This window comes from Pedobacter sp. B4419, from assembly GCF_059693725.1.
The window spans coordinates 67,113-79,994 of record NZ_JCASSL010000001.1 but is presented as its reverse complement, the minus strand read 5'-3'; the positions used below and the strand labels follow the sequence as shown (position 1 = coordinate 79,994).

Here is a 12,882-nt window from a genome sequence, read left to right as displayed (position 1 = left end):
TCCACAACCATTGTCATCCAGAGCAAAGCGAAGGATCTATCACAAATTATCCCAGGCAGATTCCTCCTATCGTCGGAATGACAAAATAGATCGGAATGACAAAGGATTTACCTAATCAAAGTCTCCGGAAAATCTTCGATCCTTTCACAAGAAAGCTGTTCCATTACTTGTTTCAGCTGCGCTTTGAACATCGAGATGGTGTGATCGCCACCCTTGTTGCCCAAAGCACCTACGCCATACATAAACGGCCTGCCCATAAAGGTGAAATCGGCACCAGTTGCCAAGGCTCTTCCAATATCGGTACCAGAACGCATGCCCCCATCAATCATTACAGTTAATTTTTCCTTGTAAGCAGGATTGGCCAATAGTTTCGCCAAAGAAACAATCGTGGATTCGCCAGCATCAATCTGACGGCCACCGTGGTTAGATACAATAATACCATCAACGCCAAGATCAACACAGGCCTTGATATCGCTTTCGGTTACGATGCCTTTGAGCACCATTTTGCCTTTCCATTTATCACGGATGGCTTTAACCTTATCTATATCTACCCTTCCGGTAAATGTTTTGTTCATAAACTTGCCCAGTTGGGTCATGTCTAAACCCTTTTCCATATAAGGCTTCAAGGTAGCGAATGATGGAATGCCATGGCGCAAAGTCTGTATGCCCCAAGTTGGACGAATAGCAGCCTGAAAGATGTTGTTGATATTCATCTTGGGAGGCATAGATAAGCCGCTCTTAATTTCACGGTATCTTAATCCAAAAGAAGGAACATCGACCAGCACCACCAAAACAGGGCATTGTACAGCGGCTAAACGTTGCAAAATATCGTCTCTTAAGCTATTTTCGGTGGGATGATATAACTGAAACCAGGCCTGTCCCTCAGAAACTTCGGCAATCCGTTCGATGCTGCTGGTTGACACCGTACTCAAAATATAAGGCACGTTGTGCTTTAGAGCGGCTTTTGCCAATATTTCCGGTGCATTTGGCCACATCAACCCCTGCAAGCCAATTGGCGAAATACCAAAAGGTGCATTGTAGCGATGTCCAAATAAGGTAGTCGACATATCAATGCCATTGAACTTCTTTAAATAGCTCGGCTTTAAGAGTACATGGTGGTAATCGGTCTCGCTTCTGAGCAGGTTTACTTCTTCGTTGCAGCCACCTTCTAAATAATCGAAGGCAAATTTTGGCATTCTCGACTTTGCACGTTTTTTGAGATCCTTAACTGAAGGATATTTTGGGTTATAAGTTAGATTTTCGATAGGCATGCCGTAAATATAAGTGCCATCAACCTAATAAAAAAGTGTTTTTTTGGCCAATTCTGATCAAATTTTGGCATTTTTTCACTATATTTAGGGCAATGAGGGTATTAATTGCTTTTTTATTGCTCACTTGTTTATGTATGGCATCTCGTGCCAAAACAAACTCGGGCACATTAAACTCTGCAATATCCATCCGGCAATCAGGCCCCAGTCTTAAAGCCGCGATTCCTCATCAAAAGGCAAAATCGGCCTTTAAAAAAGAAACATTGGCCAACGACGAGGTCAATCTGATTCAGCAGCCTATTGCATCTTTTGCCTTAGTGGCTATTCAGTTTCTTCGCAACGCTTATTGTTATTCATTTTTTCCAATACAAACAGTCAGGATTTTTAGGGATAAAGGCAATTACAGCTACCATTTTATCTGGGGTTGCCTGTATCCGAAGCATACTTTTTGGTAAATGTACTGCCCGCACAGCATTATTATTTATTCATCAAAAAATTATACTTTATGATCCATTTACCTGTATTAATTGCAGATTTAGGCCTTATTCTAGCCGCAGCCGGAGTAACTACACTCCTTTTCAAAAAAATTAAGCAACCTCTCGTACTCGGCTATATTTTAGCTGGCGTATTGGTTGGTCCACATATCAGTTTCATGCCCACGGTTACCGACCAGAAAAGCATTACCATTTGGGCAGAAATTGGCGTAATCTTCTTATTATTTAGCCTCGGGCTCGAGTTCAGTTTTAAAAAACTGGCCAAGGTTGGAGGCTCGGCTGGCATTACCGCTATCATCGATGTTTGCGGCATGTTTACCCTAGGCTTTTGTACCGGCCTTTTATTGGGTTGGTCTAAAATCGACAGCATCTTTTTAGGAGGAATCATGTCTATTTCCTCTACCACCATCATCATGCGCGCTTTCGACGAACAGAATGTGAAGCACAAGAAATTTGCAAGCCTCGTATTCGGTGTACTCATTGTAGAAGACCTCTTTGCCATTTTACTATTGGTATTGCTCTCTACCTTGGCTGTAAGCCAACAATTTGCCGGTGGCGAGGTATTGATCTCCGTACTTAAACTGGGTTTTTTCCTAACGCTTTGGTTCTTGGGCGGAATTTTTATCATCCCCACTTTTTTAAAGGCAACTAAAAAGCTGATGAACGATGAAACCATGTTGGTGGTTTCTTTGGCCTTGTGTTTAGTAATGGTACTCTTGGCCGTTAAAGTAGGTTTTTCTCCTGCATTGGGCGCCTTTATCATGGGTTCTATCTTGGCCGAAACTACGCAGGCCGAAAAGATCGAACACCTCACCAAATCAGTTAAAGACCTATTCGCCGCCGTATTCTTTGTTTCGGTTGGTATGATGATAGATCCTTCGGTTTTGATTCAGTATGCAGGCCCGGTATTCATCATCAGTTTTGGAATTATTTTCGGCAAATTTCTATTTGCAGGCTTGGGGGCGCTACTTTCTGGCCAGCCACTTAAAACATCTGTACAAACAGGCTTGAGCTTAACCCAAATCGGCGAGTTTTCTTTTATCATTGCCACATTGGGATTGAGCCTCAAGGTAACCAGCCATTTTCTCTACCCTATTGCCGTTGCCGTTTCGGCCCTAACTACTTTTACCACGCCCTACATGATCAAAGCGGCAGAACCGCTAGCTGGATTTTTGCAAAGAACCTTGCCCACCAAATGGGTTGAAGGCATTGGCAGGTACAGCAGCAGTACAGCCGGCATCACCACCTTGAGCGATTGGCGAAAACTATTAAGGGCCTACGCTTTTAATACCCTGATCCATGGCGTAATTCTAGTAGGCCTTGTATTGCTTTCATCCAGATACCTGCAGCCCTTTGTAAGCAAGCATTTGTTAGGCGGGCACAATGGAACCGTAATTAGCCTCATCATTGCCTTGATTTTAATGGCGCCATTTTTATGGGCACTGGCCATTAGGCGGATTGAACGCAAAGCCTATTCGCACCTTTGGCTCAATAAAAAATATACCCGGGGCCCATTGGTTGCTATTGAGTTTTTAAGGATTGCTTTAGCTATCTTCTTTGTGGGCTTTTTGATCGTTCAATTTTACAATACCTGGATCGCGGTTTCTATTGCCTTGGTTTTGATTATTGGCGGCATGGTTATTTTCTCCAGAAAACTGCAAGGCTTTTACGAGCGTATGGAACACCGGTTTTTGCATAACCTCAATGCACGCGATGAAGCTAATAAACAGCCCGAAATACTGCCTTGGGATAGTCACTTGCTCGAATTAACGGTAGCGCCAGAATCTGAATTGGTGGGCAAAAGCCTGATCGATTTGGCCATCCGCGAAAAACATGGTGTAAACATCGCATTAATTGAGCGTGGCAAGATCATGATTCCTACGCCCAACCGTGACGAACGCCTCTACCCCAACGACAAGGTGCTGATTATCGGAACCGATGATCAATTGGCTTCGGTAACTCCTCTTTTCGAAGGCAGGCTAAACGATGACGGCTCTACCTTCCCTAAACAGGACATGTCTCTGCAAAAAGTGGTGATCACGAGTAAATCGCCTGTTTTTGGGCAAAGCATTCGAAGTTCTGGCATCAGGGAGCAAACACAAGGTTTAGTGGTAGGCATTGAGCGTAACGGACAACGGATCTTAAATCCAGATTCGAATATGGTATTCGAAAACGAAGATATCGTTTGGATTGTCGGCAACAATAAGCGTATTCCAGAATTGCTTAAGTAAGACGATCCGCATAAAGCAAGAAGCCTTATGCGGATCCCTGGCCATAGCATTGGCTTCCGTTTGGCTAAAACCGACCTTGGCTGGCGCGAATGGCACCAATTTGCCAAAACACTACCATTGAAGCGTCAGGCGCAGTCGTGGCTTTTTTGTCTACTTTTTCAGCTACTGGAAAAAGTAGAACCCGCGGTAGCGAAAGTTAGATAATATTTTCTAGCAGAATTAGGGCAAACAGAATCTTCTTACTAATTTCATTTACCAAACCATTGAAAAATGAAACAGTACGACGAACGCGTGGATGACTATATTGCCAAAGCGGCCAGTTTTGCCCAGCCTATTTTAAAGCAGCTGAGGGCAACGATCCACCAGGCCTCCCCATTGATCAACGAAACCATTAAATGGGGCTTTCCACATTTTGACTACAAAGGTACCATTTGCTCGATGGCCTCATTTAAGGCCCATTGTGCATTTGGTTTTTGGAAAACCTCCTTGATGCAGGATCCTTATCAGCTCTTTAGCGAAAAGGAAAATGCGATGGGCAGCATGGGTCGGATTGAAAAACTGGAAGATTTGCCAGAAGCCAAAATCCTGATCGAATATACCTTGCAGGCACTCAAGCTAAACGAAGAAGGCACCAAGGTTAAAAAGAACGTTGTGCCTAAAGCAGCAATCGACATGCCTGCAGATTTCGCCTCGTTATTGGCCAAACATCCAAAAGCGCAACAAACTTTTGAAGCCTTTAGTCCTTCGCACCGACGTGAATATCTAGAGTGGATTACCGAGGCCAAAGCCGAAGCCACCAGAAACAAGCGTATGGAAACCGCGATAGAATGGCTTAACGAAGGCAAGTCGAGGAATTGGAAGTATCAGAGGTAGTTCTGAGTTGGTAGTTGTGAGTTGGCAGTTTTCAGTTCGCAGTTTTCAGTTTACAAATCGCAAAGGACGTAAAGTTCTCGCGAAGAATAAAAAGAAGTCGAAAGTCCATAGTCCAAAAATCGTCATTGTGAGAAGGAATGACAAAGCAATCTCTTTTGACAAATTGGTTGTTAGTTTTCAGTCTTGAGCGTGTAATCGACCGTAGACTTATGAATCCAGACCATCAACCATGGACTATCGGCTAAAAATCAACCTACCTACTTCCCTAACGCATTCTTAATACTTTCCCTATTAGGTTTAGAAACAGGAATTTTATCGCCATTCTCCATTAACAGAGTGCCTCCATCTTCCTTGAGCCAACTTTTTACGTAAGCAGGATTAACCAAATGGCTCTGGTGTACACGCAAGAAACTATGAGGTTTGAGCAGATCCGAATATTCTTTTAGGGATTTTGAAATCAGGATCTTTTCATTGTCCAAAACAAAATTGGTATAGTTGTCATCTGCTTCGCACCTTATAATATCTTTTACCTTAACATACCTGATTTCGCTATGTTGAGGCAGGGCTATTTTAGAATCGACAGTTGATTGTTGTCTATCTTTGGCTAGGTTCGGTTTTGTGGCTTGCTTTCCTTCCTCGCCCGGAAAACTTCTAAACTGTATTTGATTAGGGCTTAACAGAACTGTCTTTTCTTCTCCCCTACGTTTAGTAAGGTAAATAATAAGAAGAACAAACAAGCTCAGAAATACCGCAAAAACGATAGTAGAAATCAAGATCATTATGATTTCGGGCGTACCAAGATTTAACATAGTGATAAAGTTAACAACTAATCTCATTATACTATTTACTTCTATTTGCAAGATATTTAAATAGTAAAACAATTACACAAATCGAACCGGCTAAAAAGCCCAGTGCAATAACAATCATAATAATTTCGGGAATACCTAAGTTTAACATCTGTATTTAATTAAGCTTAATCCTTCATTGGATCATAGCCAAAATTATCTTTAAATAAACTTTAAGAAAGTCCTATTGAGTATTCTACGACATTGGCTGAGTATTTAAATATGGAAAAGGTAAGATGAAAGGGGTTCTCAGCACCCAAAGACTATAGACTAATGACTAAACCTAGCTATTTCCCCAAGGCCAATTTAATACTCTCACGGTTTGGTTTTGACACCGGAATTTTATCGCCATTCTCCATTAACAGGGTGCCTCCATCTTCCTTAAGCCAACTTTTTACGTAAGCCGGATTAACCAAATGGCTCTGGTGTACACGCAAGAAACCATGAGGTTTGAGCAGATCCGAATATTCTTTTAAAGGTTTAGAAACCAAAATTTTATCGCCACCGGCTAAAAAGAAAAAAGTATAGGTATTGGCCGCTTCGCAACGCACAATTTCACTCACAGCTACATACCTGATCTCATTTTGTTGGGGCAAGGCTATTTTTGGGGCACTTGTTTCTGTTTGTTTGAGCTGCTGCAATAAAAAATTAAGCTGCTCATTCTGGTGTTTGTGTTTTACCTTACTTTCGGCCTTGCCTACTGCATGCACCAATTCATCTGGATTTACTGGTTTCAAGAGGTAATCTAAGGCTGCAAATTTAATGGCCTGAATGCCATAATGATCATAAGCAGTTACAAAAATCACTTCGAATGGTTTTTCCTCCAATTTAATCAATAGGTCAAAGCCCGTGTTTTTACCAAGCTGAATGTCTAGAAAGAGAAGATCTGGCTGATGCAACTGGATAAGTGCACTCGCCTCTTCCAATTGCGTAGCGTAGCCAACTATCTTTACTGTAGGACAATACTTTTCCAACAGCAACTGCATATTCTCCAAATTTGCCTGTTCATCATCTACTAGTATTGCTCGCATTTTATAACCATTGTGTTAAAGTAATTGTAATGATGGTTCCTTTATCCTTTGCCTCCATCATTAGATGAATAGGCGTTTCCTGATAAATGGCATTTAATAAAGATATTCTGTTTTTGCTCAACTGCAAGCCTAATCCTTCGTAATTTTTAGCCGTGTCAAAACCTTGGCCATTGTCTGTTACCTGAAGGACGAGGTCTTTATCCTGCTGCTCAAATGACACAGCGATATAGCCAGCTTTTTCTTTTTGGGCTATTCCGTGCTTTACGGCATTTTCTACAAAGGGCTGGAGCAACATGGCTGGGATTTCTATGTTATCAGCATCTAAATTATCGCTTGCCTTAATCTCATAACTGAACCCGAAACGAAGCTGCTCCATCTGCAGGTAGTCTGTGAGCAATGCCTGCTCTTCGGCCAAGCTCACCAATTCTTTATTATCGAGCACATTTCTGGTTAGGCGTGCGAACTTAGACAAGTACCGATTGGCTTCGTCTGTTTTTTGTTTGTTCATCAGGTTTTGAATACCCGCCAAGGCATTGAACAAGAAGTGTGGATTAAGCTGTGAACGCACCATGGCCAGCTGTGTTTTAGCCAATTCTTTTTGCTGCTGCTCACCAAGCACCTGCTTTTGGTTTTTCTTTTTAAGCCTGGTTACCACTGCGCCTAAAATCGCTCCAAATACAGCACATAAAACAAGACCAATTATGGCAATTTGTTTGCTGGATAAGATTCGCTTGGGATGCAATTCAGGAAGCACCGTGAACTTAAATCGTTTTGCCTGCTCTACCAGGTATTTAATAGGGCGACCTCCCGGCTTTACTAATTTTGGCGTAAAAGTAATTTCATATTGCCCCGGCTTGTTCCAATATTCCTTGTATAAGAAATAACTACCATTATATTCGCCTAACTCTATGTTTTCAATTTTGTCGTCAATGGTCCTTTTCAGGCTGATTTGGTAATTATACGGCGTAGGCAGATTCATAGAACGAAACCCGATCCGAACCAAAGAATCGCCCAACCTAAACTTAATGTCATTTAAAGTATCGGTTTCTAGAAAATTTACTTTCGCCGATTTTTTATCCTTGCCTAAGGAAGCCGACAATAATGAACTTCCCCACGTTTTAGATCGATAATCAAGCGTGGTCCAGAAATTTAATGCCCTTGGTTTACGCCAATCTATGATCATCGCATCACGGTCTTTATAATTATTTACATTGTAGATTTCCACTAAAACAAACTGGTTTTCCTGGTTTTCGATCTTGCCCAAATAGCAATAACTCGCTTTTCCATCTTCGGTTTGACGAAAGTTGTTAGGAATAGACCAGCTCTTAAGCTCTTTATTATCATTTTGAATAATCCGATAGCGATAATCTTTTGCATTTTCTGGAGTAATTAAACCGTCAATTACTTCTACGGCAGAAGCGCCATCAATAAGCACCGTATTCCTAAAAAGGGTACCCCATTGCCACGGGTTGCCTTGATAAATCTCTGCACCCGTATTTTGCTGAAACCTCAGTGCCAATGAGTGCCTAGGAAAATCACCGGGATAAAATCCTACGTAAAGACCCCAGAAGCGATTATCCGACAGCACATTTGATCGCTTTCTGAAAGCAATTCTTTCGAGTTGCGCCGATGTCGCTTTGCGAATATCAACAAGTTTACGGCCATCATACTGTATGTATTTAGAGGAATCACTTTTCAAAATATAACTACTTGTACCTTCAATATGCACATACTTGGTAGTGTCTATCTGTGCAAAGGCACCACAGTTGGCTAATAGCAAGACTATCAAAATAATTTTCTTCATGTTATTTAGCTATTTCACGGTTTAAGATGGCTACTAATTTTTCTGGTTCGCTTGGCCTAACTGCATCACTGTCTACTATCTTGCCTTGCTTATCAATAATAATAAACCTAGGAATAAAATTAGCCTGGTAGGCTTTGGCAAAAGTGTCGTTGGTATCTTCTAGTTGCAACCATTCCATCCCATCTTTCTTTATGATGTCATACCTTCGTTTTCTATTTTTGGCATCAAAAGCAGCGATACTGATTATCTCCAATTGGCCATTGTCTTTATATTGATTGTAGATTTTCTTTAAGTAGGGGGTTTCTTCTTTACAAGGCCCGCACCAGCTCGCCCAAAGATCTATATAAACTACTTTACCTTTAAAGCGATCTAAATGATGCAGGTTGCCACTGGTATCAGGCAGGTTAAATGCTGGCGAAACATTACCTGCTTGTAAGCCGAAAGCTGTTTTTATTCTTGCGGTTTTTAAATTCTCTAGCCGTTCCCTTAGTTTTGGTTCATTTATTTTTTCAATATAGGGCGTTAACTTATAAATATCTTCCAGTTTATAAACAGACGTCATATTTCTTTCGATGGTTTGGCTGGCTACATAATCGTATACCTTTCCGCTAAACAATTTGGAACAAAGGTATAAAGTATAGTTTCCCTGTTCCTTTCTTGCACTATCGGCTGGAAAAGCATTGTATTCTTTACAGTAGAAGGGATACTCCGAAACAAAATAGGAAAAACTACTGCTGGCTAAATTTGCTTCATTATTCAGCTCGTTTTCTAATGCTTTAAAGCCTAATTGTTTAACCATTTGATGAATTTGTGTCCAAGTCAGCTTGTTTTCATAGGCGTACGAATTGAATAATCCAATCAAAGGGCCAAACCTCTTGTCCAGTAACAGCGATTGCCTAAAATAATCGGCATAAGGCTCGCGGTTGGATACATCAAATATTTTATTGATAAGGGTATGATCATTTAAAAAAACTAATTGATGTGCAATGTAGGCATCAGGATCTTTGGCATTCCATTTCACAGTATCAGGCTTAGATTTTGCCAAGGCTTCTTGCCAGTAACTATTGGTTTTAGCCCCAATTCCGGTATAGGTAAGCGTTGATTTTGCTGTTTGGTAATCCTTTACATCGGCATCGAGTTGCAGATCATAACCTGGGGCTAAGAACAACTGGATTTGAATTTGCTTTCTGTTGGTGAGACCCGCCCGGAAAGGCCCTTTGATCTTTATGGTTTCGTAACTGAAACTGCCATCGGCATTTACAAGAATACTATCTTTAAAATTCCCAGTATTGGGTACCAATTCTAGAACCTTATCTTGGCAATTGATTAATTTTCCAGTAATTCTGGTACGTTGCTGCGCCATGCCGGTTAAGGCAAGAAGACAACACAAGGCAATGGAGATTATATTTTTCATGTTTAGAATAATTGATGATCCAAAACTCATCAATCAATCTTTACCAGAAAAGCCATAAATAGCAAAAAGGCTCAGTGAAAAAGTATCTATACCGCTACAAACAGTATTCGGATTACCTCAAATAAATCACAGCCTGTTTTACAACAAGATAGAGTGCCAGTATCCAAAGAAATATGGCGATAGATTTATTGATCAAGTGGCTGCTCAAGGCAAATTTTTCCTGTATGTAGCGTGCAAAGTGGGCATAGCCATAAAGCGCTACTGTTGAGCCTATTCCAGAGGTAATCATAAAGATATCTATATAGGTACCCAGCCTTACTTCATTGATATTGGAATCAAGGTTTACATCTCTAGATACCCAACGGGCAAAGTGCAAAGCTTTCAAAGAAAAGAATGGAAAAGGTAAGATGGAAGAGGTTTTCAGCACCCAAAGACTAAAGACTTTGGACTAAGGACTAAACCTAGCTATTTCCCTAGAGCCAACTTAATGCTTTCACGGTTTGGTTTTGAAACCGGAATTTTATCGCCATTCTCCATTAACAGGGTACCTCCATCTTCCTTAAGCCAGCTTTTTACATAAGTCGGATTAACCAAATGGCTCTGGTGTACACGCAAGAAACCATTGGTTTTGAGCAGGTCGGCGTATTCTTTTAGGGATTTTGAAATCAGGATTTTATCACTATTAATAAAGAAAAAGAAAGTGTAATTATTCGAAGATTCACACCTTACAATATCATTTATAGAAACGTATCTAATTTCATTAAGTTGTGGCAAAGCTATTTTAGGAGGAGAGAGATCAGCTCTTTTTAACTGTTGTAGCAGGAAGCCAAGTTGTTCGTTCTCCGTTTTATGTTTGATGCGCTCACTTGCTTTATTTACTGCAATGATCAACTCATCAGAATTTACCGGTTTTAACAAATAATCCAACGCAGCGAATTTTACCGCTTGAATGCCATATTGATCATAAGCTGTCACAAAAATGATTTCGAAAGATTTTTTCGGCAATAAATTGAGCAGATCGAAGCCTGATTGCTTGCCCATCTGTATATCTAAAAAAAGTAAATCTGGCTGATGCAAGTTAATGAGTTGAACAGCTTCGTCAATACGATTTGCAGTTGCAACCACATTCACCATAGGGCAATGGCTCGCCAACAGAACCTGCAAATTCTGCAGGTTTGCCTTTTCATCGTCGATTAAAATTGTCCTCATCTTATAACCATTGGGTTAAAGTTACTGTAATTCTGGTTTGATTTGCCTCAGCACTCATACTCAAAACAAAAGGCGTCTCCTTGTAAATGGTATTTAGTAAAGCTATTCTATTTTTGCTGAGCTGTAAACCTAGGCCTTCGTAATTTTTAGCTACATCAAAGCCATCGCCATTATCCCTTACTGCTAAAACCAGGTCTTCATTTTGTTTAATAAATTCGATCTCAATTTTACCTTTTTCTTCCTTCTCACTTACGCCATGCTTTACTGCATTCTCTACAAAAGGCTGTAATAACATTGATGGTATTTCTACATCTGCTATAACCAGTTGAGGATCGATATTGATCTGATAGGCAAATCCAAACCGCAATTGTTCCATCTGCAAATAATCGTCGAGTAATGCTTTTTCATCGGCAAGACTAACCAACTCTTCATTATCGAGCACATTTCGGGTTAACCTCGCAAATTTGGTTAAATAGCTGTTGGCCTCTGCTGTTTTTTGCTGATTCATTAAATTTTGGATCCCTGCTAAGGCATTGAACAAAAAGTGCGGGTTAAGTTGCGAACGCACCGTTGCTAATTTTGTTTTGGCCAGTTCTTTTTGTTGTTCCTCTAGCACTAGTTTTTGATATCCTTTTTTCTTAATATAAGCAATGCTTCCACCCATAATGGCCCCAAAAACAGCACATAAAATAAGACCATAAATAATAAGCTGCTTTGGTGAGACAGATCTGACCTCTCGCCTTACAAATATTGTTTTCCTTGTAATCTGATCCTCTGAGATCTTACCAAATTTAGGCTGTACTCTTATTTCAAACTTGCCGGTTTTCTCAAAAAATTGCCAAGGCAACAACATACTGGCAAAACCCTCGCCTAGCTTTAACTCCCAAGCCTGAAAAAATGTATTGATGCCTATGGTATCATTCTCCAGTTTTTCCTGTATGGAAACAGAATAAAGATTTGAGAACTCATTAGATTTAGTCAAGACTTCAAATCCTAAGGTATTTTCATCTGTAATTACCAAGTCTTTTGGTAAAGATGAGAAAGTAGTTGTGCTATCATTGAGCTTTTTCTTTATGCCAACCATCAGATCCTGAGCCTTCGGGATTTTCCTATTATAAATAACTACACTCGAAACCAAAGTCCTGTTGTTTATTTTATAGTAAAGAATAGTAAGTTTTTTCCCATCGATATTATGTTTTCCAAAACTGGCAGCCATAAAAGGTTTGTTTTGATAGACAGAAGACTTAGTTGCTATTGGAACTGCATCATTCACAATTCTGACTGTGTCATTTTCAATTATCGAATAACGGTAAATCGATAGGCTATCACTTGGTATAGAGGTTTGAATATCTACCATTTTTGCCCCCTCTAGATACACAAAATTTGATTGTTGTTGGCCTAATACTGCATTAAAATTAGAGAGGAACGTTGTAGATTTATCTATAAACATTCCTAGAGATAGGCTTCCGTTCCCTTGTATCTGACTCGATATTGGATATAATGTTGGCTTCCCATTTTTATCAGGAACTAATGCATTTAGGTTGCTCCTTTGCTGGGCGCTTAAAAAGCCTGCAACAAATAAAAGCAAGGCAATGAGAATGGTATTTTTCATGGTTTTCAAGTTTAAGATTTCCTCAAACCTGCTGGTAATTTAACTTTAAAAAAAGATGAAGATAGCAATTGGCCCAAATCATTGAGCATTTATTAGAAATG

The 12,882-nt window shown here is 40.3% G+C and carries 10 protein-coding genes; 2 read left to right on the top strand and 8 right to left on the bottom strand.

Annotation, left to right across the window (positions count from 1 at the left end; all coding sequences use genetic code 11):
* Nucleotides 1-107 precede the first annotated feature (107 nt).
* The gene (locus AC570H_RS00270) at nt 108-1,271 is read right to left on the bottom strand and encodes an alpha-hydroxy acid oxidase (RefSeq protein WP_497350510.1); all 1,164 of its coding nucleotides are present in this window, start codon (nt 1,269-1,271) and stop codon (nt 108-110) included.
* A gap of 502 nt (nt 1,272-1,773) precedes the next feature.
* On the opposite strand from AC570H_RS00270, the gene AC570H_RS00265 reads away from it, so the two are divergent.
* Both AC570H_RS00265 and AC570H_RS00260 read left to right on the top strand, forming a co-directional pair.
* Complete coding sequence (locus tag AC570H_RS00265; RefSeq protein ID WP_497350508.1) at nt 1,774-3,993, top strand: cation:proton antiporter domain-containing protein; 2,220 nt, start codon at nt 1,774-1,776, stop codon at nt 3,991-3,993.
* Between the two features lie 270 nt (nt 3,994-4,263).
* Complete coding sequence (locus tag AC570H_RS00260; protein ID WP_497350506.1) at nt 4,264-4,866, top strand: YdeI/OmpD-associated family protein; 603 nt, start codon at nt 4,264-4,266, stop codon at nt 4,864-4,866.
* Between the two features lie 257 nt (nt 4,867-5,123).
* Here AC570H_RS00260 and AC570H_RS00255 read toward each other — a convergent pair whose 3' ends face one another.
* The 7 genes from AC570H_RS00255 to AC570H_RS00225 all read right to left on the bottom strand — a co-directional run bounded on the left by AC570H_RS00255 (nt 5,124) and on the right by AC570H_RS00225 (nt 12,781).
* Entirely contained in the window at nt 5,124-5,675 is a 552-nt protein-coding gene (locus AC570H_RS00255; protein WP_497350504.1) for a LytR/AlgR family response regulator transcription factor, read from the bottom strand.
* A gap of 323 nt (nt 5,676-5,998) precedes the next feature.
* Nucleotides 5,999-6,742: a LytR/AlgR family response regulator transcription factor gene (locus AC570H_RS00250; RefSeq protein ID WP_497350502.1), complete on the bottom strand. Its 744-nt coding sequence runs from the start codon at nt 6,740-6,742 to the stop codon at nt 5,999-6,001.
* A gap of 1 nt (nt 6,743) precedes the next feature.
* Nucleotides 6,744-8,546, bottom strand: coding sequence for a sensor histidine kinase (locus AC570H_RS00245; protein ID WP_497350500.1), 1,803 nt, complete (start codon nt 8,544-8,546; stop codon nt 6,744-6,746).
* A gap of 1 nt (nt 8,547) precedes the next feature.
* Nucleotides 8,548-9,960 (bottom strand): TlpA family protein disulfide reductase, encoded by a 1,413-nt coding sequence (locus AC570H_RS00240; protein WP_497350498.1) that lies wholly within the window; start codon nt 9,958-9,960, stop codon nt 8,548-8,550.
* A gap of 112 nt (nt 9,961-10,072) precedes the next feature.
* The gene (locus tag AC570H_RS00235; protein WP_497350496.1) at nt 10,073-10,345 is read right to left on the bottom strand and encodes a hypothetical protein; all 273 of its coding nucleotides are present in this window, start codon (nt 10,343-10,345) and stop codon (nt 10,073-10,075) included.
* A gap of 80 nt (nt 10,346-10,425) precedes the next feature.
* A complete protein-coding gene (locus AC570H_RS00230; protein WP_497350494.1) occupies nt 10,426-11,169 on the bottom strand; it encodes a LytR/AlgR family response regulator transcription factor in 744 nt (247 codons plus the stop codon).
* A gap of 1 nt (nt 11,170) precedes the next feature.
* On the bottom strand, nt 11,171-12,781 hold the full coding sequence (locus AC570H_RS00225) for a sensor histidine kinase (protein ID WP_497350492.1): 1,611 nt from the start codon (nt 12,779-12,781) through the stop codon (nt 11,171-11,173).
* Nucleotides 12,782-12,882: the final 101 nt, after the last annotated feature.